The sequence below is a fragment of the Paenibacillus sp. LHD-117 genome (assembly GCF_030929555.1).
Taxonomy (GTDB): Bacteria; Bacillota; Bacilli; order Paenibacillales; family Paenibacillaceae; genus Pristimantibacillus.
Genome location: NZ_JAVFVT010000039.1, coordinates 24,160 through 47,979 on the forward strand (window position 1 = coordinate 24,160; position 23,820 = coordinate 47,979).

General features: G+C 48.6%; 34 protein-coding genes. 1 reads left to right on the top strand and 33 read right to left on the bottom strand.

Features of this window, described 5'->3' with window-relative positions; all coding sequences use genetic code 11:
- Window positions 1–156 precede the first annotated feature (156 nt).
- From RB620_RS24535 to RB620_RS24610, 16 genes are all read right to left on the bottom strand, one after another.
- Complete coding sequence (locus RB620_RS24535) at window positions 157–459, bottom strand: hypothetical protein (RefSeq protein ID WP_308098990.1); 303 nt, start codon at window positions 457–459, stop codon at window positions 157–159.
- A gap of 164 nt (window positions 460–623) precedes the next feature.
- Window positions 624–1,277: a PBECR4 domain-containing protein gene (locus tag RB620_RS24540; RefSeq protein WP_308098991.1), complete on the bottom strand. Its 654-nt coding sequence runs from the start codon at window positions 1,275–1,277 to the stop codon at window positions 624–626.
- 291 nt (window positions 1,278–1,568) lie between these two features.
- Window positions 1,569–2,441 (bottom strand): ATP-dependent DNA ligase, encoded by an 873-nt coding sequence (locus RB620_RS24545; protein ID WP_308099103.1) that lies wholly within the window; start codon window positions 2,439–2,441, stop codon window positions 1,569–1,571.
- Window positions 2,442–2,531: 90 nt separating this feature from the next.
- Window positions 2,532–2,816: a hypothetical protein gene (locus tag RB620_RS24550; protein WP_308098993.1), complete on the bottom strand. Its 285-nt coding sequence runs from the start codon at window positions 2,814–2,816 to the stop codon at window positions 2,532–2,534.
- A gap of 302 nt (window positions 2,817–3,118) precedes the next feature.
- Window positions 3,119–3,376 carry a hypothetical protein gene (locus tag RB620_RS24555; RefSeq protein ID WP_308098995.1) on the bottom strand — a complete coding sequence of 86 codons (258 nt, stop codon included), beginning with the start codon at window positions 3,374–3,376 and terminating at the stop codon, window positions 3,119–3,121.
- Window positions 3,377–3,481: 105 nt separating this feature from the next.
- Window positions 3,482–3,604 (bottom strand): hypothetical protein, encoded by a 123-nt coding sequence (locus RB620_RS24560; RefSeq protein WP_308098996.1) that lies wholly within the window; start codon window positions 3,602–3,604, stop codon window positions 3,482–3,484.
- A gap of 92 nt (window positions 3,605–3,696) precedes the next feature.
- On the bottom strand, window positions 3,697–3,897 hold the full coding sequence (locus RB620_RS24565; RefSeq protein WP_308098998.1) for a hypothetical protein: 201 nt from the start codon (window positions 3,895–3,897) through the stop codon (window positions 3,697–3,699).
- 359 nt (window positions 3,898–4,256) lie between these two features.
- The gene (locus RB620_RS24570; protein ID WP_308099001.1) at window positions 4,257–4,598 is read right to left on the bottom strand and encodes a hypothetical protein; all 342 of its coding nucleotides are present in this window, start codon (window positions 4,596–4,598) and stop codon (window positions 4,257–4,259) included.
- 157 nt (window positions 4,599–4,755) lie between these two features.
- Complete coding sequence (locus RB620_RS24575; RefSeq protein ID WP_308099003.1) at window positions 4,756–5,025, bottom strand: hypothetical protein; 270 nt, start codon at window positions 5,023–5,025, stop codon at window positions 4,756–4,758.
- A gap of 128 nt (window positions 5,026–5,153) precedes the next feature.
- A complete protein-coding gene (locus tag RB620_RS24580) occupies window positions 5,154–5,672 on the bottom strand; it encodes a hypothetical protein (protein ID WP_308099005.1) in 519 nt (172 codons plus the stop codon).
- Window positions 5,673–5,806: 134 nt separating this feature from the next.
- Window positions 5,807–6,283, bottom strand: coding sequence for a hypothetical protein (locus tag RB620_RS24585; protein ID WP_308099007.1), 477 nt, complete (start codon window positions 6,281–6,283; stop codon window positions 5,807–5,809).
- Between the two features lie 72 nt (window positions 6,284–6,355).
- A complete protein-coding gene (locus tag RB620_RS24590) occupies window positions 6,356–6,823 on the bottom strand; it encodes a hypothetical protein (protein ID WP_308099008.1) in 468 nt (155 codons plus the stop codon).
- 67 nt (window positions 6,824–6,890) lie between these two features.
- Complete coding sequence (locus tag RB620_RS24595) at window positions 6,891–7,808, bottom strand: 3'-5' exonuclease (protein ID WP_308099009.1); 918 nt, start codon at window positions 7,806–7,808, stop codon at window positions 6,891–6,893.
- Between the two features lie 903 nt (window positions 7,809–8,711).
- Window positions 8,712–9,035, bottom strand: a complete 324-nt coding sequence (locus tag RB620_RS24600) for a helix-turn-helix transcriptional regulator (protein ID WP_308099010.1) — start codon at window positions 9,033–9,035, stop codon at window positions 8,712–8,714.
- A 79-nt stretch (window positions 9,036–9,114) separates the two neighbouring features.
- Entirely contained in the window at window positions 9,115–10,377 is a 1,263-nt protein-coding gene (locus RB620_RS24605) for a DNA polymerase IV (protein ID WP_308099011.1), read from the bottom strand.
- An 86-nt stretch (window positions 10,378–10,463) separates the two neighbouring features.
- Window positions 10,464–11,561, bottom strand: coding sequence for a hypothetical protein (locus tag RB620_RS24610; protein WP_308099012.1), 1,098 nt, complete (start codon window positions 11,559–11,561; stop codon window positions 10,464–10,466).
- A 531-nt stretch (window positions 11,562–12,092) separates the two neighbouring features.
- Here RB620_RS24610 and RB620_RS24615 point away from each other — a divergent pair.
- Window positions 12,093–12,275, top strand: coding sequence for a hypothetical protein (locus tag RB620_RS24615; RefSeq protein ID WP_308099014.1), 183 nt, complete (start codon window positions 12,093–12,095; stop codon window positions 12,273–12,275).
- A gap of 811 nt (window positions 12,276–13,086) precedes the next feature.
- On the opposite strand, the gene RB620_RS24620 is transcribed toward RB620_RS24615, so the two are convergent.
- The 17 genes from RB620_RS24620 to RB620_RS24700 all read right to left on the bottom strand — a co-directional run bounded on the left by RB620_RS24620 (window position 13,087) and on the right by RB620_RS24700 (window position 23,819).
- Window positions 13,087–13,281: a hypothetical protein gene (locus RB620_RS24620; protein WP_308099015.1), complete on the bottom strand. Its 195-nt coding sequence runs from the start codon at window positions 13,279–13,281 to the stop codon at window positions 13,087–13,089.
- A gap of 29 nt (window positions 13,282–13,310) precedes the next feature.
- Window positions 13,311–13,472: a hypothetical protein gene (locus RB620_RS24625; protein ID WP_308099017.1), complete on the bottom strand. Its 162-nt coding sequence runs from the start codon at window positions 13,470–13,472 to the stop codon at window positions 13,311–13,313.
- 129 nt (window positions 13,473–13,601) lie between these two features.
- Complete coding sequence (locus tag RB620_RS24630; protein WP_308099019.1) at window positions 13,602–14,651, bottom strand: hypothetical protein; 1,050 nt, start codon at window positions 14,649–14,651, stop codon at window positions 13,602–13,604.
- 56 nt (window positions 14,652–14,707) lie between these two features.
- Complete coding sequence (locus RB620_RS24635; protein WP_308099021.1) at window positions 14,708–14,998, bottom strand: hypothetical protein; 291 nt, start codon at window positions 14,996–14,998, stop codon at window positions 14,708–14,710.
- 122 nt (window positions 14,999–15,120) lie between these two features.
- Entirely contained in the window at window positions 15,121–15,501 is a 381-nt protein-coding gene (locus RB620_RS24640; protein WP_308099023.1) for a DUF6573 family protein, read from the bottom strand.
- Window positions 15,502–15,605: 104 nt separating this feature from the next.
- Window positions 15,606–15,875: a hypothetical protein gene (locus RB620_RS24645; RefSeq protein WP_308099025.1), complete on the bottom strand. Its 270-nt coding sequence runs from the start codon at window positions 15,873–15,875 to the stop codon at window positions 15,606–15,608.
- A gap of 91 nt (window positions 15,876–15,966) precedes the next feature.
- Window positions 15,967–16,266 (bottom strand): hypothetical protein, encoded by a 300-nt coding sequence (locus tag RB620_RS24650; protein WP_308099027.1) that lies wholly within the window; start codon window positions 16,264–16,266, stop codon window positions 15,967–15,969.
- Window positions 16,267–16,316: 50 nt separating this feature from the next.
- Window positions 16,317–16,547 (bottom strand): hypothetical protein, encoded by a 231-nt coding sequence (locus RB620_RS24655; RefSeq protein WP_308099028.1) that lies wholly within the window; start codon window positions 16,545–16,547, stop codon window positions 16,317–16,319.
- A 25-nt stretch (window positions 16,548–16,572) separates the two neighbouring features.
- Window positions 16,573–17,154: a hypothetical protein gene (locus RB620_RS24660; RefSeq protein ID WP_308099030.1), complete on the bottom strand. Its 582-nt coding sequence runs from the start codon at window positions 17,152–17,154 to the stop codon at window positions 16,573–16,575.
- 306 nt (window positions 17,155–17,460) lie between these two features.
- On the bottom strand, window positions 17,461–17,634 hold the full coding sequence (locus tag RB620_RS24665) for a hypothetical protein (RefSeq protein ID WP_308099032.1): 174 nt from the start codon (window positions 17,632–17,634) through the stop codon (window positions 17,461–17,463).
- On the bottom strand, window positions 17,634–17,978 hold the full coding sequence (locus RB620_RS24670; protein ID WP_308099033.1) for a hypothetical protein: 345 nt from the start codon (window positions 17,976–17,978) through the stop codon (window positions 17,634–17,636). The genes RB620_RS24665 and RB620_RS24670 overlap by 1 nt, the downstream gene beginning before the upstream one ends.
- A 26-nt stretch (window positions 17,979–18,004) precedes the next feature.
- A complete protein-coding gene (locus RB620_RS24675; RefSeq protein ID WP_308099035.1) occupies window positions 18,005–18,319 on the bottom strand; it encodes a hypothetical protein in 315 nt (104 codons plus the stop codon).
- A 147-nt stretch (window positions 18,320–18,466) separates the two neighbouring features.
- A complete protein-coding gene (locus RB620_RS24680) occupies window positions 18,467–18,889 on the bottom strand; it encodes a hypothetical protein (RefSeq protein ID WP_308099037.1) in 423 nt (140 codons plus the stop codon).
- Window positions 18,858–19,217, bottom strand: a complete 360-nt coding sequence (locus RB620_RS24685) for a hypothetical protein (protein ID WP_308099039.1) — start codon at window positions 19,215–19,217, stop codon at window positions 18,858–18,860. The genes RB620_RS24680 and RB620_RS24685 overlap by 32 nt, the downstream gene beginning before the upstream one ends.
- A 376-nt stretch (window positions 19,218–19,593) precedes the next feature.
- A complete protein-coding gene (locus RB620_RS24690; protein ID WP_308099042.1) occupies window positions 19,594–20,391 on the bottom strand; it encodes a replication-relaxation family protein in 798 nt (265 codons plus the stop codon).
- A 21-nt stretch (window positions 20,392–20,412) separates the two neighbouring features.
- Window positions 20,413–23,166: a type IV secretory system conjugative DNA transfer family protein gene (locus tag RB620_RS24695; protein WP_308099044.1), complete on the bottom strand. Its 2,754-nt coding sequence runs from the start codon at window positions 23,164–23,166 to the stop codon at window positions 20,413–20,415.
- Window positions 23,163–23,819, bottom strand: coding sequence for a hypothetical protein (locus RB620_RS24700; protein ID WP_308099046.1), 657 nt, complete (start codon window positions 23,817–23,819; stop codon window positions 23,163–23,165). Before RB620_RS24700 ends, RB620_RS24695 begins: the two co-directional genes overlap by 4 nt.
- Window position 23,820 lies beyond the last annotated feature (1 nt).

The following is a 23,820-nucleotide window of genomic DNA, read 5'->3' on the forward strand; positions in this document are numbered from 1 at the left end:
GGACAAGGAGCTTCCAGTATTCCATTACTGGAGGCTCCTCATCATTATAAACCCTAACTGCGGATTGCTAAACCTAGCAGCCGAAAAACGAGCTGTAGACCAGGCGACGCCGCGCCTTACATCGCTTGGTCTCACTACTATCATCTTATTTTTGGATTAGAAAAATAGAACCGGCAGGAACGCTGGCCACGCACGCAGCGGCAGCCTCGACCGGCAGATCCGGATTCGGCCGGTGCCGCAGGTGGGTGCTCCCCCATCGCCGACTGCGCCTGGCCAAGGACCAGGAACGATCGCGGCAGCCGCAACCGGCAGATCCGGATCCGGCCGGTGCCGCAGCTCTCCCCATCGCCGGCTGCGCCTGGCCAAGGAGCAGGAACGATCGCGGGGCAGTAGCAACCGGAAGATCCGGATTCGGCCGGTGCCGCAACTGCTCCCCCACCGCCGGCTGCTCCTGGCCACTCCAGGAACGTCCGCGGCGTCCGGGCACTTCAACTCCGATCCCGGCGGTGCAGCAGCTGCTCCCCATCGATGGCCACGCCCGGCAATGGTCACGTTACAACGAAAAAAAGCCACTGATCCTTTAGGTTATCTTCCTACTGGTCTTGGCTTTTAAATAATACCTATTAAGTTACAGGTTCCATTGCTGGCGGAGTCGGCTTTCGACGGTCAATTACCACTGTATTAACGACGTTCAATGGTTTCTGCCCTTTGAGAAACTTAGTGCCGTCACTATTTTGGTTCACACGCTCAGTGAAGAAGGTACGTGGAAAGTGCCGTCCTGTAGCCTTATTTTCATCAATCCCAAGGTGAACATACACATCAGCGGTCGAGTTATATGCCAGCAGCTTGCACTGAATCCTACTGCCTTGCGGTGCTGCCACAAAGTCGAGCATGATTTTTGGTGAATTGACGATGCTTGGTAGTAAGTAGAAGAATACGAGCTTGTCCTTAATGAGCGAAAAGTTATTTTTCGTCTGATCGCGAAGGCTCCTTAAAGTTATTGTACCGTTTTGAATATTTTTGTATCCTTCAGCGCCAAAATACTTATAACGGTCTTTAAGTGCTACAAAACTTACAGCGAGCTTCTGTATACCAACCAGGTGGCAAAACTCCTCTTTCTTGAAGTCCAGGCTGATTTTCTGACCGTCCTCGAATTCAAATACGAAGGTAAACGGTTCGAGGTGTTCCTCATAAAACTGCCGAAGGAGTTCCAACGATATCTGGTCGATGTTGGGCTTTTCTGTTAGTGCTGCGAGCGCTTTTACGGTAAGTACCAAGTCTCCTACTCTCCTCGACACGACAAATAAAACGCCTCTGAGCATGATACTCAGAGGCGGTGATTGAATAATAAAGCGACAAAATCGGTTTCCGTTTCTTAATGGTGATGGATCACCATTCTCCAGATTAACCGGAGTTTAACGTCCACACGGCATGGAACTGAGGGTCGCTATCCCCAGTGACTTTTTAGGGTCCTCGTTTATTCTTACCCAATTATACAGCGAAATATGCACTCTAGCAAGAAATTTATTGCTGTAAACTCACTTTATATTTACAAATGTGCCGTCACGTTACACCTGAACGCTCTCAAGTACGGGGAGACGCATTAATCCTGATTTGTAATATCCTCTATGTTTTATGTTGCAGCTGATTACGGGATCGACATAAACAAATTGTTTGGTTTCGTTAATAATCAATTGCTGTAACTTTGGCCAAACAACTTTTCGATGCTGGGCAGTGACGCCGAGCTCAATCGAACCAAGCGGAGTTACGGTCTCTCCTTCTACCCTGCCAATTAGCCATTGATTATTAAGCTTTGAATAACCGGTAATCCGGATATCGTTTGCGAAATCGTAATTGATTACTTTCTGGACGTCCCATGATCGTGTACCTTTTACACCTGGCTCACAAGGGCGCTTTCGGGTCAAGTATCTGCCCTTCCGACTTTTTAGTACCAAACCCTCTAGTCCAGATTTTTTTATTATATCGAATAACTGAATAGCGCTCCCCTCAAAGCAACGCACGCGAGAATACGTGTCGTTTTCCTTCAGATCATTCTCGAGCAGTTCTAACCGACGTTCCAAAGGAAGACTCATGACATTTTCTCCACGGTAATAGAGAATATCGAAAGCACATACCTGTAACCGGTAATTCATTTTCTTTGAATTAAAGCGAGCCAGGCATGCTTCGAAATCTGGATGACCTCTTTCGTCTGTCACAATCAGCTCACAGTCAATAATGGTTCCTTTGCTAATTGGCGCCTTTTGCAGTTCAGGAAAGCGTTCAGTAGCATCGAGATTCTTTGTGTACAAGCGCAGCTTGTCCATGTTGGAAACAAGCAGACGGATCCCGTCTAGCTTCAGCTGCACGAGATAATCCGGATCATCAAAAGGTAAATTATCTTTTGCATATTGCAAAAGCATTGGAGGGAAAAACATAAGCATCACCTTATTTTATCGTAACATAGGGACTCTTACGTTTAGTAATGGGAGTTAATGGAGCTCTTCGCCCTCGGTGAAGCTCTCCGATTGCCATCAAGTTGGCCATGCACCAGGAACGCCAACGGCGGCCTCGACCTGCAGATACAGATTCGCCCGGCGCAGCAGATGCTCTTCGATCGCCGGCGCGCTTACCACGCACCAGGAACGGCCGCGGCGGCCTCGACCTGCAGATCCGGATCCGGCCGACGCAGCAGCTGCTGCTCTCCGATCGCCGGCAGCACCGCCACACACCGGGAACGGCCGCGGCAGCCTTGAGCCGCAGATCCGGATCCGGCCAACAGCTGCAGCTCCTCGATCGCCGGCACGATGGCCACGCACCAGGAACGGCCGCGGCGGCAGCGCCTGGCCACACACCCAGGAATGCCCGCGGGGGCCGTGCGCTGCAGTTCCGGATCCCGCCGGCGCCGCAGCAGCTCCTCGATCGCCGGCAGCACCCGGCCACACACCAGGAATGCCCGCGGCGGCATCGCCCGGCCACCGAGACGGCGGCGCGCAGTAGCTCCACCAATAAGATAAAGGGATCACTCTTCGAGCGACCCCTTAGCAGAATTGCCGCGGCGTCGTCGATCAGCTGCTCTTCCGGATCCACTGCCGGCACGCAGCTGCTCATTGATCGATCGCTACACCCGGCCGCGCACCAACGTCACGCTGGCGGCGATCGTGCTGCAGGAGCCGGCCTTGGCGGCGTCGATCAGCTGCTCTTCCGGATCCGCCGCCGGAACGGAGCTGCTCCTCGATAGCTGGCCAACCCGGCCGCGCACTAGGAACGTCACGCCGGCGGCGATTGTACTGCAGGAGCTGGCCGCAGCGACGTCGACCAGCAGCTCCTCCGGATCCGCCGGCCGGCCGTGGGCGGAAGCTCCGCGATCGATGGCCACGCTTGGCCACGTACCAGGAACGTCGCGCTGGCGGCCATCGTGCTGCAGGAGTCGGCCACGGCGGCGTCGATCAGCTGCTCTTCCGGATCCGCCACCGGCACGCAGCTACTCCTCGATAGCTGGCCACACCCGGCCGCGCACCAGGAACGTCACGCCGGCGGCGATCGTGCTGCAGGAGCCGGCCACGGCGTCGTCGATCAGCTGCTCTTCCGGATCCGCCTCCGGCACGCAGCTGCTCCTCGATAAGCCAACCCGGCCGCGCACCAGGAACGTCACGCCGGCGGCGATTGTACTGCAGGAGCTGACCGCAGCGACGTCGATCAGCTGCTCTTCCGGATCCGCCGGCCGACCGTGGGCGGCTGCTCCGCGATCGATGGCCACGCTTGGCCGCGTACCAGGAACGTCGCGCTGGCGGCCCTCGGGCTGCAGGAGTCGGCCGCGGCGACGTCGATCAGCTGCTCTCCCGGATCCGCCGCCGGCACGCAGCTGCTCCTCGATTGCTGCCCACACCCACCGCGCACCTGGAACGACGCGCCGGCGGTGATCGCGCTGCAGGATCCGGTACCGCGGCACATCGACCAGCAGCTCTTTCGGATCCGCCGGCGGTAAACAGCTGCGCCGCGATCGATGGCCACGCCCGGCCGCGCACAGGAACGACGAGCTGGCGGCGATTGTGCTGCAGGAACCGGCAGCGCGGTGACGTCGACCAACAGCTCCTCCGGATCCGCGGCCGACACGCAGCTGCGTCGGTCGCCGATCGAAATTTGCGTCGACTTCCGTCTATTGTTCAAGCAATCACATTAGTAAGCCTGCTAAGATTGCTTAGGCTTTTCCAAAAAATAAAAATGCCACTCTGCTTCGAGTGACAATTCTCCGTTTTCTATAATTCTTTATCCCATTTCTCGATTGCTTCTGAAACAACGATTTTTGCTATAGCAAATTTAAAATTAGTTTTGCCTAATAATCCTTTTCGATCAATGTCTATTGAAAGGTACTTCATTGCAGCCCGCCAATTATAAAACGGATATGATAATGCATGCGCTGATGGTTTTTTTCCGCTCTTCAAGTAGTTAGTAAAGAAGATCAACTTATAATCTTCCCTGATCGCCTCCTTGAGGATTGTGGCTGCTTCATCTTTTGATAGAGACTTCTGCGCAACTGTTATCGTGTTTGTTTTCTCTAAACCAGCAGCAACAAGCGCTTCGTGCCAAGATCCAAACAACGAAAATAATGTCCCGATATGCAGGATGAAGATTCATTCTTCTATAGACCCGGAATGACGTAGTTTTAAAATTCTTTTGAAATTTATGAAGGGACTCGATAACATCTTCCTTTGTCACTTTAATCGTGCACGCCTCCCTTCGGGTAGTTCCGGGATTTTAGATCGTCGGTCTCATGAAAGTTTGAACAAACTCTGTAGCAGCTGCTCGATCCGTTTGAAGCACCCCTATATATGTGTCAAAAAATGCTTGGACAATCTCAGCATCTGATGCTGATAATTCGAGATCGCTAATTGTATCACCTACATTTTCATTATACTGCTCAATAGATGATTCTTTCGGATTTAGACTCCTAATTTTTTCTCCAAACACCTGGGCAGCTTGCTGGATTAACGCTTTATTAACAAGCATAGTTTCAAATGAAATCATTGTTGACCTCCATGTAATTCCGTATTCATTTTATTGAATCGATAGCCTCAGATACTTTAGCTTTCAAGCGATCAAGCAGCGACTTTTCTTTATCGGATAGGTAAGTATGTGGAACATCCTCTTGCGCCTCATGATGAAGACTTCCCTCTGTTCAATGCTCGTTCGATTGACATCCTATTGATTCTTTCTTGCAACTCTGCTTTCTCTCTTAGTGTCATTGGAGCATCAGGATCATAATTATCTTTAGTCCCAACCTCTATCTTCAGATATGCTGGCTTTAAACCAAGTTCCATACCTCCATAGCTGCCTGCATGTCCGACTCTTGTTCCATCAGCATAATGGAATTCTGGCATCCAGCCTCCAGATAGCATTGTGATTTGATTCATATTTACAAGGGCAGGATAAGGGGCACCGTTATCTTGTATCAGCCTCGAATCAAGTGTTCCTCCGACTACTTCAACTGCTGAAAAATTATATTTCTTTACAAGCAAATCTTTAATCGTCTCGTACTCTACTTCATTCCATACAGCATCTTGCATACCTTTAATAGTGACGATAACGATCTGCTCCCCATCTTTTACAACGCATCGTACGGCGCTCAAGGATATTGCCTTCTCATTCTGCAATTCAATAAAAATGTTGTTCAATATGCTCTCTCCATTCAAAAAATTCAAATTCTTCGTCTTCTTGTATGTTGAGTAGGTTCGTCACGCCAGCGGCCAACAACTCTTCTGGATTCCGAATGCCGGCATGCCATATCCATCTTCGTTGCGCCGACGTTTTATGGATTCCTTCCAGTGATAACTGAAAGTGGCGTATTCCACTTTCTACAATCATAAATGAATTCCTTACCGTTCCACTCGATTGTACCTTCATCAAGCGCATACCCAAAATCCTCCGACTGGTCTATAAGCAAATACCATTTAGAAGACGAACCTACTTCTTTCCTGGAATAGGATTTTGCTACCCTACTTTCCAAGCCGTCAATTACCCTAACCTTTTTACCTATTTGGTATACACTTTCGTCTCCCAACGCGATTCGCGCATCCCCAATTGCTCTGTAAAGATCAATCAGCTCCGGAAACGATGTATTAAATGATTTGTTATTCGCATAAGGAATACCAAACGTCTTTTCCATCTGCGTCATAATCGCGGATAACTGCAAGTCGTGCTCCTCATCTGTAAGTTTTGGATCCTTTAGTACCCTTTCGAATTCAATAATAACGGGAAGCAGCCTGGTGTCTCTTTTCCTGACCATTATACCTCTCCTCATCCTCATTTTCATTTTTGTCTACCACTTGGGCATCCGGGGAACCGTGGTTCCTTCCAATCATGAAAACCAAAATTCCAAATCCTCCCCCACCCTAACGCCCGAGAACTGAAGTTCCTCCAGCGTTTCTTCAAAACTGGAATCCGCGGAATGAAGGACGAGAATTGTAACTTGCTCTTTTGTACGCACCGGGATCCTATTTATCTCTCGATATGCCAGACGATCTTCAATCGGTTTAATCATTTTTTCTATAGCCACAGAGATTAACCCCGCATCGGCCACTCGACACCAATAATCTCGCCCCTCAATGCGGAGGATGACTACCCAAACATCTTCGAATTCAGTATCTCGTCCAATATTTTCTTTGAAATATGGGCATGTCTCATGATTACCACTACAATGACGTTCTTTCCACCCACGAAGTTCATCCCGTGTTTTAAAGGAAAGCCACTCGGTTCCACTATGATAGTGACCACAACGCATGCGTGGCTCTTTAGGCGACACAACCCGATAATACTTACACTTCATCAAAATTCTCCTCTATCCTAACTCCCCAATCTTCAATTCTGATCCCCTTATGTCAATCCGCCATTTATCAACTGCTTTGCAGAGCAATGTCTGCTAGTCCCATCTCAACCCACTGTTCCTTGATCACATGCAACGTTGACACGCAGTCGTCAACGGCCCGATGGCTTGTATGACGCCCCGAAGCATTGGCCAAACTAATCCACCTATCACTACCACATCGCAACCTATACGCCTCCATGACGCAATCCCACTCCAAACCAGAAATTAGCGGGACCTTATTCCTTCTGCAGCTGTTTGAAACCATCTTCCCATCAAACTCGGCATTGAAGGCTAGGACGAGCTTTCCCTGGAGAATCCTCAAGACCTCTTCTCTAAGCTCTGCCCAAGTCGGAGCATTTTCGAGATCCGAATTTCGAATACCATGAATTAATGTTGCAGGCGAATCATCCGGAACCGGCATGACTGGCTTAACAAGAGAATGCAAAAGCGTTTTTCCAAACCGGTCAATAACTCCAATCTCTACAATTTCTCCATCAAGATCCGTCGATTCTGTATCGAGAATTACAAAATCGGTTTCAAACCGTCTCCGGAACGCGGATAATCCCCGTCGAATTCTCTGCTCCCGAACTTCTTCCTCGTGGAGATATTCAATGCAATACGTACATATTTTCTTACCATCCGCTTGCTGGCGTATCTCCTTCTTAGTCCGTTCGTTAAGACAATGCGAGCAGGTACGATCATCCACTAATTTGGCGCGAGCTTTCTCAAGTGACTCGCTCGCAGCTGTCTTCTGTTTATCAGTCAATTTGCGCTTCTCCACGGCATCAGAAACATCATATAGCTTGCACCATTGTTTTCCGGCCCAGACTTCAGCCACGGCTTCGTTCCCTGGTTTCAACCCAAGTTGCGATAACATCGTCTTCGTTTTAAGGTTTTCCGGTACGTTCCTCCAGCCTCCACGAATACGCTCGAGTGACAATCCCATGGCACCTACCCTCCCCGACTAACCGTTTCATTTTTGTATGAAATAAATGAGTATCATTGCAGTCATTATACAAAACCACATGGCCATTCTCTTGTAAGGCGAAACGTTATCTTCATCAAATGTTCTTGAATCCGTAAATAACCAGTTCGGTAATTTACCCGTTAGCGAGTATAACGTCCATCTTAGAACCCCAAAGCCTGACACGATAATAGCAAATATGAACACCATTTCTATCGAGCTTAAATACACCTACTATTCCTCCTCGTTTCACCCTGCAATAACTTTCTCCTCTTCAATCTTCACAAAATTGACCAGGCTCGCTATTCCGTCTTCAACTACAACTTCACGGCGCTCGGTCAGCAATCCGAAGTTTCTCGTATTCAAGCAACATCTCCAGAATCGTTTCTAGCTTATCTTCTATGAATCGCTCATAATCTCGCTCTGTCCATTCATAATTGGTCGAATCAGCGAGGCAACGTTTTGCTTCCTTTTCATAATAATCTTCCATACTAGAAATAAAGGAAGTTGTTGCGTCTCTTTCGATGTAACATCTAGTTGAGACTTTGTTCCATTCAATCTTTACACCGTTCGTCGTAACAAAATACAGTTCTTTAGGATGATTAAAGGTTCCGGTTGCTGAATCCCTCGGTAGAAGTCGCTGTTAATGTCCATCCTCTGATGTTTATCTTCCGGATCTTCTAAACCGTCAGCAAAAAAGCTTGTGTCTAACAGAGGTTTCCCATTCCTGATATCGAATCGAAAATGAGTTTTCTCGAAGTCATTTATTTGGAGCATCCCCCAAGAGCCTGTCTGAGGCATTTCAAGCTTCGTGATCCGATAATTAGACATATCATGTACACTCCTTATTCAATGTGTTTGTGTTCTGTTGTTTCTTTATACTCGTCAGTAATACTGCTTATTGTCGCAGTATTCATTCATGCATATTCTTGCCGAATCAAATTTGCCCGTTTGATCATTATCCAGGTATTCTGCATCTTCGAGCTCATTTCCGCAGCTTGGGCAGTGAGTCTGCCTTTCAAGATTTGCTTTGTATTCATCAATCGTTTCTTCAGTCCAAAGTGGCCTACTGTTATTAAATGCATCTGGCTCCGGGAACGGTTTATCGCTCTTTCCGTTTTCCCTTTTTCGCTGCAGTTTCCTTGAAATGGCCGTCCGACTAACGCCGAGACGCTTTGCAACTTGTGATTGATTTAGCAAATGATCCACTATACTCACCCTTCATTTACATTTCTTTACTAAGTAGATAATATAATAACGGTTTACATTTGTAAACCGTTAACAAGATTTATTTGAAGTGTCCTCCTATTTTTTTTGATCGATCTGTTGCTTGCCCCGCGTCGGTAGCCGATGCAGCTCGAATAATGCTTGCCTCACCGAACTTTTTCTTAATCGCATCAGTCGCGCGTTCAAGTGCCATTATTTTCTCCCTGTCTTCCTCAAGATCAAATAGAGTCACCTGGTATTCCTCAGAAGATGCAAATTTAGATAGACTGATGCCAAGTCGTCTAACAGGTGAACCATCCCAGTGTTTACAGAATAGTTGTAGAGCAGCCTTGTAGACCCGATTCGTTATATTCGTCGGATCTATTGTCACCTGGCGACTAAAACCTGTCGGTTGGTCAAAATCAGCCCCCATACAACCTACGGATAAGACTCCACCAACCACATTTTTGCTCCGACAACGCTGGCAAACTAACTCCGTCAATTCCAGAAGAACCACTTTTATATCTTCAAGGCTGTAATAATCGCGCGGGAGAGTCATCATATGGCCAATGGACTTAGGGGCAATCTCATGAGTGCCAGTAGCGACCGGACTATCATCAATACAGTTCGCAATTCGCCAATACATTTCAGCATTGATGTCAGAGTTTTTCCCAAATTTACGCCGCATCATAGTCTTTAACTTTTCAAGAGGCGTATTGGCCAATTCCCCGATCGTGTATATCCCCATCCCAGTAAAATGCCTCGTCATGCGGCTGCCTACCATGTACATTTTGTCAATGGGCAGCTGCCACAACGTAGTGGCTATGTTTCGATTGTCCAACATAAAAAAGCCTGATTCGTTCTTTTTCGCAAAATTATCACAGGCAGTTTTCGCACTTATCTTGTTTTTCCCCGCACCTACTCGAGTACGTACGCCGGTCTCCTCCAGGACCCTTTTCTGTATCAATGCCGCAAGTTTCTCGAGAGATCCAAAGAGATGTAGAGATCCGGTTACGTCTAGGAACTGTTCGTCAATGCTAAAGGGCTCCACAAGATCCGTATAAGATTGATAAATACGTGTGATCTGCATGGAGACGTCAATATAGCGTTGCATCCTCGGCTGTATGATAATGACTTCAGGGCATTTTGCCACAGCCTCGCCCAGGCGTTCTGCGGTTGTAATCCCATATGATTTGGCAATTGGACAAGCCGCAAGTATAATGCCCGAGCGGCGAGCCGGATCGCCGGCAACGACAAGTGGAGCGTCCCGATATTCAGGGCGCTCCGCTTTCTCAACCGATGCATAGAACGATTGGCAATCGATTAGATAAACCTGCTTCTCCATTCAGCATTACCTCGCAATATCAAGAACATTTGTTCTTATTATATGCAAGTAATGCGATTAAATACAGTCACAAATTACTACCAGTTTCACTTCATTACTTTGACGAGGTAACGCGAATACACCCAGCCTTCTCGCCTCTCTTTTGTCGTTTCGTCAATAAATTGGACATATGAAAAATCCTTTCGTTTATCAACGAGACGTACAGTTTGACCCAGCCTGAGCACCGCAATACGCATTGCTTTATGGTCATCGCGGTTTCGTACAACCAGTTCATTCGTTCGCACAATCCGAGTCACGCTGAAGGCAAACATTTCGAGGTCACTTTGCGGTTTCAGTTCCTCACGGACGATCTTAACCACTTGGTTAGATGTTCGACCTATTACAGCATTTTTTAATGCATCCTGTGGTGGCATAAATGGGGTAAAGTAATATTGAATCTGCCATATAATAACGTAGAGGATGATTACTCTGAGAATGGGATGCTTTTTCTTCATATGCTCAATGGCATTGTGCAACTTATACTCGGAAATTGTATCGTTTTCAACTACGTCGATCTGTTTGATCTCTGCCTCGATTAAGTCAGCATCGATATGATTAACTTCTTCCCCTTGTTGTTCTCGAAACTTCTGCTTTAAATATTCAAGTAAATCCTCGTCAAGTTTAAAGCCTTTAGATATTGGCGATCCCTTTAGTAAATTCAGTTCCATCAGATATGGAATCCTAGAAATTTCACTTACGGCACCCACTGAAGCCATAATCGGATCTCTTGCGAGTCGCATTAATTCATACGTGCTCCCAAGTAAGTGATTATACGGTTCTAATAGCTCGCTCATTTTTCGCAGTGGTTCTACTGCACGTTGGTAAGTCTCTGAAAACGCATTGAGTGGTTCAAATGAAGCTCGCACTGGCCCTAATATCTGATCCATATGCCTTTGCCACTTACGAATAGCTGAGACTGCACCATCCATTCCTGTGAATTGTCTAAGCGCGCGAGTTTCTATTAGTTCTGTAAGATCTTCGGGAAGATCTTCATCTTTGAATGGTTCTTCATTTTGATCGCTGATTTCGTTCTCATCATTCTTATCTTCATTTTGATCGCTGATTTCCTTCTCATCTTTCTTATCTTCATTTTGATCGCTGATTTCGTTCTCATCTTTCTTATCTCTATTTCTTTCGTTCTCCATGTAAATCCCCCTTAAATAATCGAACTATTGATTAAACATTACCAGATTCGCTAGGCTTCTGCAGTACTCCGTTTCCATCTATAACACTTTTCAAAATCCCATCACCGACGACAACGTGACGATTCTGTTGGGTAGCGGCCGACGATCCTGGAGCCAGATCCGGATAGTCAGCGTGCGGGCGCCGCGGTCGTTCCTGAGGGGTGGTCGCCTTGCTGCATGCCAGGCGGCCAAATCAAGATGACCAGCGCGTGATGTCGCGGGCGTTCCAGGCGAATGACCGGCGATAGGAGAGCTGCAGTTGCTCCAGGCCGGGCGACGGATCCAGATGGACAGCGCATGACGTCGCGGCGTTCATCCCGCGTAGCCGGCTCGCCGGCGATCGAGGAGCTGCTGCTGCACCGGTCGGATCCGGATCTGCAGTTCGAGGCCGCGGACCTTCCTGGTGCGTGGCCATCGCGCCGGCGATCGAGGAGCTGCTGCTGCGCCGGCCGGATCCGGATTTGCAGGTCGCGGCCGCCGCGGACGTTCCTGGTGCGTGGCCAGGTGCTGCCGGCGATCGAGGAGCTGCTGCTACGCCGACCGGATTCTGATCTGCAGGTCGCGGCCGCCGCGGACGTTCCTGGTGCGTGGCCGGGCGCTGCCGGCGATCGGGGAGCTGCTGCTGCGCCGGGCGGATCCGGATCTGAAGGTCGCGGCCGCTGCGGACGTTCCTAGTGCGCTGCCGGCGATCGAGGAGCTGCTGCTGCGCGGGTGCATCCGGATCTGCAGGTCGTGGCCGCCGCGGACGTTCCTGGTGCGTGGCCAGCACGCCGGCGCTCGAGGACCAATTGCTCCGGTTCCGCAGATCACACGGCCACCGACCGAGCTGTTAAATGAGCATCGAGAGCAGGAATGCGATCAGCTGGCGCGCCATTTCGTTGGTATTCAAAAAGTGAAGTTGTTTATAGATGGCTTGTTTATTAGGTTTCATTAGGTGATATCCCCCTTAGTTTATTCCGCCTTTTCGTGCGGTTCATTTTTATTTACAGCAAATTAAATAGATCCTTCTTGATGACAAGAAAATTACAATGACAACGTAGCCAGTGCGGCCCCCCCTGTCAAGACTGTCAACCGCGTCCACATGGGTCTAGGTGACTCGAAAGCCCTTCTGGACGGCGCTGGCAGGATCCGGACCGCTACTCATGTCCATTAAGAATGCTTAACCAGACGATCCCGGCGGTCAAAGAGCATTGCGCGCCGGCGGATCTGCAGTTGCTGCGCGCGGCCGCCGCCCCGGCCTGGCCGGGAATATCACCAAAAGGTCAGAAAAAAAGTCACCCCTTATTTCGGGTGACTTATTTAGCGTTGTTGCTTATACGTCTGCAGTAATTCATTTAATTGCACTTCGCTTATGCTTGTAAATTGAATAACTTCTTGGACTGTCATTTCACCATCTAATACCGACCGAAGAAGATCGTTTAGCTTTCTGATAAGAATGTCTTCGCTATCAAGCTTTCTTAGACGCTCAACCTCTTGTGCATGCTCTTCAGGTGTGTAGATTCCCCTCACCCCTCCCCTTAATCGTGCATCCCTTTCGATAAACTTCCGCCAGCACATGATAAATCAGCGCCCTGTCATCATTATTCAGTATCGGAATAGAGCTCCCAATTCTTTCAGTCTGCGTCTCAATAAACGCCTTCTCCTCCAGATCCAACCCCATATCCCCTGCTTTTCCATTCATCACCGGTTAGTTCCCCCAAGCACTTTAAATTATTTGTTTATTAAGTCATCGTAGCCGCACTCAGAAGGCGACTGGAGAATCCGAGCGTTTTTTTTGGATGCTGCATGTTTGAGTACGTCATACATGTTGTTACGCTGCAGCTTCAAGGCCACAATGCTGTCCTCCAAGTCATCCTTCCATCCTTTTCTCATGATTCCCCCTAGTAAAAGTAGCACAATCTGCCTCCATTTGATTTTTCGTTCCATTCTTCGATAATGCTTCGCATATTTTCGCAAGTGACTCCCTCCTTTCGTATCCACTAGCCTGGCTCCAGCTATTAATTAAATTGCGGTTTTGCTTACACGGAATCCGCCCGACAGATACAAATAAATACGGCCTACTTGTTCAACATCGCGTCCTTTACCGTTAAGGTACACGGTATCACCGTAATAATATTCGCCTTGACGACGTTCGTACGGGGCCTCAACGATCGGAAGCTGTCCACCCTTCAGCACATACTCCTTCCCGATTTTAACCAGCACATTTGCCTCATACGTCTTTAGGCGGTATTCCTGGAAGAGCGCATCTAGCTGCCCTACCACTTTTCGTTTATCCGTTAAATTCTGAGCATATCCAAACAATCGATAACCGAGCTCTGTGCTATTGCCCCAATAGCCAACTTCCTTCTTCGTTGCATTTTCCCCCAGGGCGTGGCTAACAAGTCTGCGCAGCTGCACGTCATGTTCCATGCTCTCCATGAGCCATTTATTTCGCTCTCGTTCGTCATTCAATTCGCGAGCCTTTTTCGCCTCACATACAGCATCCATAAGACGTTTTCGAAATGGCTCCAGATCCGTATCGTCAACGTAGGAAGAGCTATTAAGCACCTTGTATGCTTCCCTTAGTTTGACTGCTTCCTCCTTACTCACCAGTTGTTCAAAAGTCTTCTGCTTCAGGTCTCGGGCATGTGTTTCGAATGAACGATTCGAGCTGAAACGGGAGAACGCATCTTGAAATATTTTCTCTATTTCACACTTTGCCTCTTCTTTGCTTTGTACTGCGTAAAAGCGATCTTCCTCCAAATAGGCATCCTTACGAGTCTCAAGATATTGAATCATTTCAGTTAACACCGCAACCGACGGCGTGTAGCCAATGGCCGACTTTATATAACGCTTAAACCGATCAGGCTCGTAGTAGGGATAAGCGTAGATTTCCGATTTTATTTGCAGACCGGCAGCTGCATTTGGCTTAAATTCCAAGCGCGTTTGATATTCTAAGCGGCCGTTCCGCTTTGTCCTAAACAACCCCGACGTTTCCCAAACCCCCTTTCGATCGGACAGAACCAGTTCTTCGTTATTATGTACCAGCTGGTACGCCTCTTTACGATTCATTCGTCAAACCTCCATACAAGTCATTTTTGGGAACAGACTAAGCAATAACCGTGCTATTAGTACAAGTGGAGATGAAAACAGTTATCTGTTTCGTTGTAGAGTAAGCCATAGTCGATGTTGCGAACATGGCAATAGTGACCGACAAAGTGTAGGGTGTCATCGATTTTTTGGGAATCCGGAAAGTCTTTAGAGATTAAAGCGGAAGAACCTTCGTGCATAGCCCAGTTGAACGTGCTTAGGATGTCGGCAAAGTCAGATGGAACGGAATCAAAGCCAAGACGTTGTGCGGATGAAAGGTTGAACATGGATTCAAGCTCTCTCATGTTAGTAGAAGTGAATTGTGGCATGGTTTAGCCTCCTAAAGGATGATGTGATGCATGCAACCTCTGAGACAGTGGAAGCCTCAGAACGCACTAGACTTAATGCGATTTATACTCGTCTAGTCGAGTAACCATTTCCTCTCTTCTCTTTAGTCTTCTTCCGGCAGCATGATTGTAAAGACCGGTTCCCCGAGGTCACCAGGCCCAATATGAGCCTTCATTTGGACGAGCTTCAAACGGCTGCCCATTTGAAAACGAACGGAGTACCGCAGTTCGTGACCCTTGGATTTACTTCGGCGGATTTCAAAAAATAAGACAGTGAGGATATCCCATAAACGCCCCTTCTCGTCTTGGCCACGTTTACGGTCCGCATCCAGTGGTTCCACGCATTTACTCCAAAGCGCACTGGTAAGGGCTACAGGAACTTTGAATCCAGCTTCCTTGGCCATATCCGTGACATCGATAAGAGTTCCGTCAGAAATTGCATCCGCTCGCGTGTACTTGGAAATATAGATGGGTTGAAGTTGCATATTGTCATCTCCCTTTCAATTTGTATTTTGATTTTAGCACTTAAATATCAAAGTGTAAATATGAATTTTACGCTTATTTTTCAAAAAGGAAAATAAAAAAAGCTCTATTCAGAGCTCTCATTACCTTCATGCTTTTCGACCACGATATTTGCTTTTGACTTGATCTGTTTAGCCGCTAGCTTCTTCAAGTAGTCATTCAGAAGCGTTGATAATTTTATGTCTTTTTCTGCTAAGACCTCATCAATAGCTGCCCACTGCTCTTCGTTACCATAAACCGTCGCATATCTCGGTGTAGTTGGAATTTCATTTTTAGGACGGCCAGCACCCTTCCGTGGCCCTCCCCTTCCATCCGGCTTTTTAATTCTCTCTGACATCAAAGAATCCCCCTAGCCACTATCATAATAATCTATGATACCATCATCATCTCGCTATTTTCACCTCGAATCTGCGAAAATTTCTTGTTGGCTATGTCGCGCTCAGCTCCGTTCCAACCGTCTTCACCGTTTTGGTGATAATGCGATCAACTTCCTGGTCAATCAGCTCGCTCACCTTGTAGTAATCAGGCTTACCGTATTTGGTCCAATCCTTCGCATCCTTTATCCGATCGGTAATCATCAGATCGTCGATCAGCGCCTTACCTCCGTCGGTGTAATCAACGTTGACCTCCCAGCATTCATCAACATTCCAGGTACGGCCAGCTTTGCGATTAATCGATATGGCCTTACGTGCCGACTTTACGACGATATTTCGAATTGACTCTTTCATGTGATTGCCCCCAGACAAGCTTGTTTTTTTGTCGTGCCATAAAAGATGATTTATTTATGGATGTATCCGTTGGTTGAGAGGTATATTCCGCATTCTGTTACAGCAACCCCGTTACGTCCTGTGTCTCGATTCTCAACGACCTTGAACCCCTTTTCTTCTAAGAATCTTCTCGCGGCCATGCCGTTTAAATCAGCAAATGTCTGATACCCACTATCGGACGGTAAAAATATTTTCAGGTCCGCTGCTTCCTCGATTTTTTTCTTTGTCCAATATTCGCTCATACCCCAGACCTCCTAATTTGTTTTCTCAAGCAGCTTGCTCGAGACTTGCGAAATATCTAATGTTGTAAGCCATAATTTCAATTGGATCCATGTCCGTCGGCCCTCTCCGTTGTCCATCTTGATCAATCATGGCACCGAATCGCCTGCCGACCAGCCAACCAGTAGAGTCAGCGGAGAACCAAGGATAGGATTGCAAGAGCTTGCTCGATCCTCCCAAGAAGTGAAAGTTCTGATCCTTGAATAACCTGAAAATCCATCGAAAGACGCGGTTCCGCCTCTTCTCCGAAATCCCAACACTCCCCCCTAAAGCAATGACCGGTTGCTCTTCATGTACCAATGCTTGTAGTTCCTTCAGTCCGCTGCCAACATGCCATACTTCAATCGGACGCAGCCCCAAACGCTTTAGATACTCCGCGTTCTCTTTACTTTCCGCCGGATCCCCTACGACATCCAGATTAATAAATCCATACAGTACATCTTGATGTTCCATTACGAACGCCGCATAATCCTCGATTCGGATAGGCTCAACCTTTTTTCCATGTTGTAAGGATTTCCAGACGGTGAACGCTCCACTGTCAAGGAGAACTTTGAGTCCCAATCGCTCCACATGTGCTCTCCAGGCACGTCTATGGCGAATGTGTGCGTAGCTCATGAGCACGTACCTGGCTCCGTTTGCCGCGGCAACCTCCACGTCTCTTCTCGAGCGATCGACGCCAGCATAAAAGTAACGGATGCCTCTCAGCGTTAATCGCAGAAGACCTGTTACTGTTCGCTGCAGCCTACCTTCCTCTCCGAATATTTCGATAAGTATACCGAGCAAAGCGCTATTTGCGCCCATCGAGAAGGCTTCCAGGTCCTTTCGCGTAATAGTTCTCGTAGCGAATGTATACTGCAACGCGGCGCGAATGATTGTTTAACGAAGAGAAATCGGCTTTTTACCATGGGCCGACTTCACATGGAGTGATAAGCGCGTTTGCCCCGCATAAATGTTTGCTTTACCCATCGCTGTTTGGTAGCGACCATTCTTTTGTAGCCTCCGGATAAAGGCGCGCAGTTTGGTTCTGGCATTCAACTCGTACAGTGCCATTACCCCCTCTTTTCGGTTTGGTTATTTCGTCTATGCATGGCATGCATCATACCAACAAACTGTGGAAGAACTTGAGCAGTCAGCTCTTCACCGCCAACAGAATGAACCGTGATCCGGTTATCCCCGTACCATATCCACGAAACGGACGATGGATCTACAGCATCGTTCATTTGTCGTAATACTTCACGCAAAAAATCGCTATCCTTCACTACGGCCGACAAACTTTTCCCCGCATGCACCGGCTGCAGATCCAGGAGGTGAATAACCTCCCCGATCCTCCTTGCAGCTGCAGCACAGTTCATGGCTTCGACTAAATGCAGATCGCGCTCATCTTTTCTCTTCAAAAGGACCACCCCCGTATCCATTTGGATTAAGCAACTCCCTTTCCGATTTCGCGGACCATTATTTCATAACTTGGAATTAGGCGCTGAAGCGAGGCAGTTACTTCCTCTCGAAAAACTTTTTCCGACGGCAAAATTAGGCTGGTGGACTGGAAGTTCTTCATCATTAGGACTAGCTCGATTTCGTTGGCCAATAATAGCTGGTTTCGCTCAACCCAGTTCATTATCTGCTGAGTAGACAACTTCCCCTCCCTTATGGCTGCTTGAATGGTTCTGCAGCTAATCAAATGATGTGACATCCATTTGTAAAGATCTCTCATGTTTGAACCGAACTCTTCCTTCATTCAAACTCAGCTCCCCTTTTTAGTCAGGATCAAGAATGCTCGATATAACGCTCTTGGTGTTTTGAATTATACGCTTATTTATCAAATTTGACAACATGATTTTTAAGCTTATTTATCAAACTGAGAAACGCACGACGGCCGCACGCTTCAGGCGGATCCGGCCGGTGCAGCAGCTGCTCCTTGATCGCCGGCGGTACATGGCCATGAACCAGGAACGGCCGCGGCGGCAGCCACCTGCAGAAGCGGATCCGGCCAACGAAGCAGCTGCTCCTCGATCACCGGCGCGCTGGCCACGCACCAGGTTCGTCCGCGGCTGCCTCGAGCTGCAGATCCGGATCCGGCCGGTGCAGCAGCTGCTCCTTGATCATCGACGGTACATGGCCATGAACCAGGAACAGCCTTCGGCAGCCTCGAGCTGCAGATCCGATTACCGGCGGCGCAGTTGAAGCTCACCGATCGCCGGCGCGCTGGCCACGCACCAGGAACGGCCGCGGCAACCTCGAGCTGCAGTTCTGGATCCGACCGGCGCAGCTGCAGCTCACCGATCGCCGGCAGCGCCCGGCCACGCACCAGGAACGGCCGCGACGGCCACGACCTGCAGATCCGGATCCGGACGGCGCAGCAGCAGCTCCTCGATCGCCGGCAGCGCCCAGTCACACACCAGGAACATCCGCGGCGGCCGCGACCGCAGAGCCGGATCCGGCCGGCACCGCTGCAGCTCCTCGATCGCCGGCGCGCTGGCCATCCACCAGGAACGGCCGCGGCGGCCGTGACCTGCAGATCCGGATCCGGCCGGCACCGCTGCAGCTCCTCGTTTGCCGGAACGCTGGCCACCCACCAGGAACGTCCGTGGCAGCCGGCGCAGCTGCAGTACCTTGATTGCCGGCACGTCGGCCATGGCGGCCGCGGCAGCCGCGCGTCACAGCTTCCCGTTCGCTTTCGCGATAGCAACAAAAAAAAGAGGGTGCTTATTTTCATAAGCTCCCTCAAATCCCTCGATTATCTTATTAGGATCGGCATCTGACATACCGTTACAATCCCCGTCTTGTACGCATATATAAGCTCTACTCGAATCTCCTTCAGCTCGTAGACCCAAGTAAGAAAGTCTTCCTCTTTGTGCTCTAATAGCTTATTTTTCGTAATGTGCAGCTCGGTCCTCTTTTCACGCAGCGCCTTTAAAGCGCGTTTCTGATGTCCTCGCAAAATCATCCCCTCTTTCGATAGTCCAGCCCTGCTAAACCAGCTATAAAAAAAGAACGGGGGCCCGTTCTTCTTTACTTCTTCTCCAGCTTTTCCTTAATCCAAGGAATCTCGTCTCCTTCGACAAAGAACACCATCTCCGGTAGCTTGTCCTGGTTTGCGTATGAAATTGTCTTGAGAGCATTCCAGTTTCTCTCTAAATACTGCTTCCTTTTCTCCGAAATGGTTACCCACACAATAGGACGATTTAGCTCCAAAGACATATACAGATCCACGTATCGCTTAAACTTCGTTTCTATCTGTCTCGGCCCTTCGGTATCGTTGTCAAATTCCACGTAAAGGTCAATGTTGCTCGACTCTGTTCCAACGCGCATGCCACCGTCCGGACGAATGATATTCCGTCTATTCAGTCCTTCGCCGCCTATCTTTTCATTCCATCGCATGATCATCAAGTCAGCGATTTCATATGACGATTGCCAGCTCATTACGCCGAAATTCTCAATGGACCGACACAAAATATTGTTAATTCCGGAGTAGTGGACCAGTTGTCCAGCTGGAGCTTCTTTTACCTTGTCGCCCTGCAATTCCATTATCGCCTGAACATACCTTATCCCTTCAGATGTCAGCGAGTAAATCGCCGTTTTAATCTTGTTAGGTTGTCTTGGCAGATACTTCGTTCGAACAAGGAACGTCTCTTCTCCCAATTCTCTTTCCATTTTACGAGCCATGACAAATGCGTAATCGAGGCTCCTAAAACCCCATTTTGTAATCGTCAGGAGCTGTTCCTTGGTTGCCATACCCAGATCAAACAATAGGCATAGCAGTTGATCTTCTCTTCGCAAGTTAGGGTGATCCACCCATTGGAATATCATACTTTTCCGCCCTCTCTTTATCTAAAACTCCCAACGCATCACGTCCGCTTCTTTTGGCGTGGCAGCTTTCTCTTCTGGCTGCTTAGCGCTCGGTTTTTCTGTCGATTCTGCGGTGGGAGACATTTCTGACCGGTTCCTTTTACGTTGGATCTTCGGAGGCGGTGAAGCCGGTCTTACCGTAACATTCTCTGCCTGTTTTTTCTCGGATGGCCCGGTGTCAGTTGTTAATTCTATTTGTTCCTGAATCATCTTTTTTTGCCGTTGTAGTACGGTTCCAGTAGTCAAGTATTCGTCTATCATCTCATCTACCTCATCCGCACGCAAGCAATCTCGAGCCATCAATTCCAGCCCTTTTGCCTCACCCCATGCAAGCGCGGCTTGCATCTCTCTTTCATCTTCATGATTCGCCCATTCGCCGCTGCCATCCGGCCGATAAAGGTACGGCGGATCGCACTCAACCGTAAAGGTCTTGGGTTGATTTCTGCCCTCGACTTTTGCCCTCGTATAGACGGCCAGCATCCGCTCTGGCAGCTTTTGTAGGAAGTCCCTATCAAAAGCTCCGGCAGTCATCTGCTGAACAACAGCGGCCGATTTAGGACCCTGAGCAGTAGAGAAGATGTTATTTACAATCTCCGTAACGGAGTTAATAATTTCCGCATCCATCTGGCCTATCGATTGTGTACTTAACCCCAAAGATAAACCGAATTTCCGGTCCTCTGCAATGATCTTATTCATGATTGGATACTGTGTTCGATGCGCCTCATCATAGATGCTGATATGTACTTTTGAACCTGTTGCCCTGGTCTGTGCTGTCTTATGGAATTGATTTGCGATAAAACCGCCGGATAGCTTCGTCGCAGCCTGATTTACATTCTTCATGTTGAATAAAACAATGTGTCCTTCATCCATCCACTTCCGAAGCTCGAGTCCCATCTTGGGCTGGCCGAACATGCGGCGCATCGCTTCATTCGTTTGAAACGGAGATAATCGATTGAGCAGCGGGCCTACTGCCTGACCAATTTTCTTCTCCAGATCCGGAAACTCTCGCTCCCAGAACTGCAGAATGATTTTGTCTTTCACGTGTGGCAGAACGCGGTCTCTGAACCGTTTCTCCATCAGCAAGGGAATGATTCCTAATACGTTATGATCCTGGCTTGTATCAGAAATGAGCGTAGTGAGCGCATTCCTTAATATGCGGTCCATTTGGGGCGTATCCCCGCCGTACGCAGTTTTAATCAAGTCAAAGGCTTCATCGCTAAGACCATGAACCGATTCATTATTCATTCGCTTCAGAATGTTCAGCGGCAATACATATTCCGCACTTCCCAAATCAAAATAATGCACCTTGCTCCAATCGACCGGGATCCCCATTTTTTCATAATGACATAATCGGTTCAGAATCGTAATAGCCGTCTCTTGGGCCGGATCAGAGAGTGAAAATCCTGGGGTATCATTTGGATTAGCTAGCCATGTTTGCACCATGGATTCTATCAACTCTAAGAGAAACGATGATTTACCGGCACCAGTCATCCCCGAGAGGAACCAGTGCCTCGTGAATTGAGTGATGGGCATGCGAACTTCCCGGCCCTTCATCAGGGGGTGTAGCATCTTCCCCAAGCTAATGCCATCAATGAATTCATCGTCCTTTAGTAGTTCTTGACCCTTCTGCAGATGTGGAACGTATTGATAAATACGATGCTCCCCACGTGGTAGCCGGAAGATGTTGCTGAGCTCTTCACCGGTCATATAAGCGCTGTTAATCTTACTTGGCATCGGAGCACTGTCAAAGATTGATTTCGACAGGTTGCGATCACGAACAAACCGTAAAGCGTTATCAAAATGAAAGGCAGACCGTACGGCCGTTGCCGCTGTTTGTGCAATGGAATGAGCATGCTTACCGTGAGCGAGCAACCTAATACTTACCGCGAATGCCGTTTCCCGTCCCGTAAATCGCTTCTGCATCATTCGGATCCGTTCCTTGTCATCCGGATCCAGGTCTGCAAGGCTTACCCTTGTCTTTGACGGCTTCGCGGTGGCCTTTGTTGCTTTCTTGGCGGCGGATCCCTTTAGGGCATCTCCGAAGCTCCTGAGGCTCATATCAATCGTCTGCGGGTCCGTAATACCATGCTTACGATAAATGGACTTGATACCTTGCTGCACTCGCCGCCGGATCTCGTTATTCGATACAGGTGAAATGAGAATATCTAGCCAACACTCCGTCTCCTTTGCGCTGGCATCCAGGCTATACAGGATGTCCTCTATGTCCTCTTCCCCACTATAAGTTTTGAACGCAAATCCTTCGCGCGGCCCTTTATCTGCTGTTAGAAAATGACCACCATACAATGACGTGTCCTTCGCTTTCTTCTCTGAATCCACCGGAAGCTCGGTCATGGATAAAGGCAGGTCACTATGCTGAACGTCATGCAATTCGATCTCCGGATAGATGTTTCGGTATGCGCGCATAATTCCTGTTTGACGATCCTCTGGGAACCCGATATATAGCGCGATTTCGCCCTTTATATCCTTGTGGATTAAATAACGAAACCATTCCTTGCCTTTTCGAACCTGGTCCATTCGCGTCCGCTTATATTCATGCAGGTTTTGTATTAAGCGCATGATCTTGTCCGGGCTTGCCGCGGTGTCCTTATGTGGAATAATCCTTACATATCGATAACGGGACCGGTTTTCCTGGAGCTTTTTTTCTTGCTGAATGCGGTCAACAACCAAAGTAGAGACAGCGACAGCCCCGCCTAAGGCAAACCACCATGGATTCATTGCATCGCCCCCAACGAAGTTTGCTGGATAAAGGCCGGAATCGCATTACGCAGATGAAGGACGTAGGGCGACCATGTCGGTTGCGGGCTCGGCTCTGGTTCTGGATCCGCCTCGATGTGATCTTCTTCAGCTACAGCCTCCTGCAGCACACCAGGATCCTCAATGTCGGAATATACCACCGGAGCTGCTACGCTTGCGGCCTGATTGTTTTGATACTGATTAATAAAGTAGGCCGGCGCATGATGCTCAATGGCAAATCGCATTCTGACGGCATCCAACATCCAAGTTTGTTTGTGTTCTTCATCCATCTGTCCTAAATGTTGCCCGACTTGTCCATCCAAGACCTGTGCGGGATCCAATCCCTGGAGCGGATCCTTTACCTCTTTCGTTTCAACCGGGACCGGTTCGGCTAGATGCAGCAGCCACGACTTCAAATCCTCATATTGTTTCGGGTGAAGCTCGTTCCCCGTCTCCTTCAGCATAAACCGTTGCATTTCTACACGCAGGAGGACGGCTTCCCGAATCCAATGCGTTGTTCTAAAGCCTTCCGTTCCATTGGATGCCTGATCCAAGGAATCGAGAATATCCATTGCCATCTTGTCCAATTCTTCCTCGAAACTTAACCGGGTGCTATAGACTTTAGTTTTTGACATG

What these genes read in the sequence shown, in the direction of transcription:
- RB620_RS24545 (WP_308099103.1), bottom strand. Translation starts at nt 2,441, where the DNA reads ATGCTTATGTTTTTCCCTCCAATGCTTTTGCAATATGCAAAAGATAAT.
- RB620_RS24575 (WP_308099003.1), bottom strand. Translation starts at nt 5,025, where the DNA reads ATGATTTCATTTGAAACTATGCTTGTTAATAAAGCGTTAATCCAGCAA.
- RB620_RS24585 (WP_308099007.1), bottom strand. Translation starts at nt 6,283, where the DNA reads ATGGTCAGGAAAAGAGACACCAGGCTGCTTCCCGTTATTATTGAATTC.
- RB620_RS24590 (WP_308099008.1), bottom strand. Translation starts at nt 6,823, where the DNA reads ATGAAGTGTAAGTATTATCGGGTTGTGTCGCCTAAAGAGCCACGCATG.
- RB620_RS24595 (WP_308099009.1), bottom strand. Translation starts at nt 7,808, where the DNA reads ATGGGATTGTCACTCGAGCGTATTCGTGGAGGCTGGAGGAACGTACCG.
- RB620_RS24605 (WP_308099011.1), bottom strand. Translation starts at nt 10,377, where the DNA reads ATGGAGAAGCAGGTTTATCTAATCGATTGCCAATCGTTCTATGCATCG.
- RB620_RS24610 (WP_308099012.1), bottom strand. Translation starts at nt 11,561, where the DNA reads ATGGAGAACGAAAGAAATAGAGATAAGAAAGATGAGAACGAAATCAGC.
- RB620_RS24620 (WP_308099015.1), bottom strand. Translation starts at nt 13,281, where the DNA reads ATGAATGGAAAAGCAGGGGATATGGGGTTGGATCTGGAGGAGAAGGCG.
- RB620_RS24625 (WP_308099017.1), bottom strand. Translation starts at nt 13,472, where the DNA reads ATGAGAAAAGGATGGAAGGATGACTTGGAGGACAGCATTGTGGCCTTG.
- RB620_RS24630 (WP_308099019.1), bottom strand. Translation starts at nt 14,651, where the DNA reads ATGAATCGTAAAGAGGCGTACCAGCTGGTACATAATAACGAAGAACTG.
- RB620_RS24635 (WP_308099021.1), bottom strand. Translation starts at nt 14,998, where the DNA reads ATGCCACAATTCACTTCTACTAACATGAGAGAGCTTGAATCCATGTTC.
- RB620_RS24640 (WP_308099023.1), bottom strand. Translation starts at nt 15,501, where the DNA reads ATGCAACTTCAACCCATCTATATTTCCAAGTACACGCGAGCGGATGCA.
- RB620_RS24645 (WP_308099025.1), bottom strand. Translation starts at nt 15,875, where the DNA reads ATGTCAGAGAGAATTAAAAAGCCGGATGGAAGGGGAGGGCCACGGAAG.
- RB620_RS24650 (WP_308099027.1), bottom strand. Translation starts at nt 16,266, where the DNA reads ATGAAAGAGTCAATTCGAAATATCGTCGTAAAGTCGGCACGTAAGGCC.
- RB620_RS24655 (WP_308099028.1), bottom strand. Translation starts at nt 16,547, where the DNA reads ATGAGCGAATATTGGACAAAGAAAAAAATCGAGGAAGCAGCGGACCTG.
- RB620_RS24665 (WP_308099032.1), bottom strand. Translation starts at nt 17,634, where the DNA reads ATGGCACTGTACGAGTTGAATGCCAGAACCAAACTGCGCGCCTTTATC.
- RB620_RS24675 (WP_308099035.1), bottom strand. Translation starts at nt 18,319, where the DNA reads ATGAAGGAAGAGTTCGGTTCAAACATGAGAGATCTTTACAAATGGATG.
- RB620_RS24685 (WP_308099039.1), bottom strand. Translation starts at nt 19,217, where the DNA reads ATGGCCGACGTGCCGGCAATCAAGGTACTGCAGCTGCGCCGGCTGCCA.
- RB620_RS24690 (WP_308099042.1), bottom strand. Translation starts at nt 20,391, where the DNA reads ATGATATTCCAATGGGTGGATCACCCTAACTTGCGAAGAGAAGATCAA.
- RB620_RS24695 (WP_308099044.1), bottom strand. Translation starts at nt 23,166, where the DNA reads ATGAATCCATGGTGGTTTGCCTTAGGCGGGGCTGTCGCTGTCTCTACT.
- RB620_RS24700 (WP_308099046.1), bottom strand. Translation starts at nt 23,819, where the DNA reads ATGTCAAAAACTAAAGTCTATAGCACCCGGTTAAGTTTCGAGGAAGAA.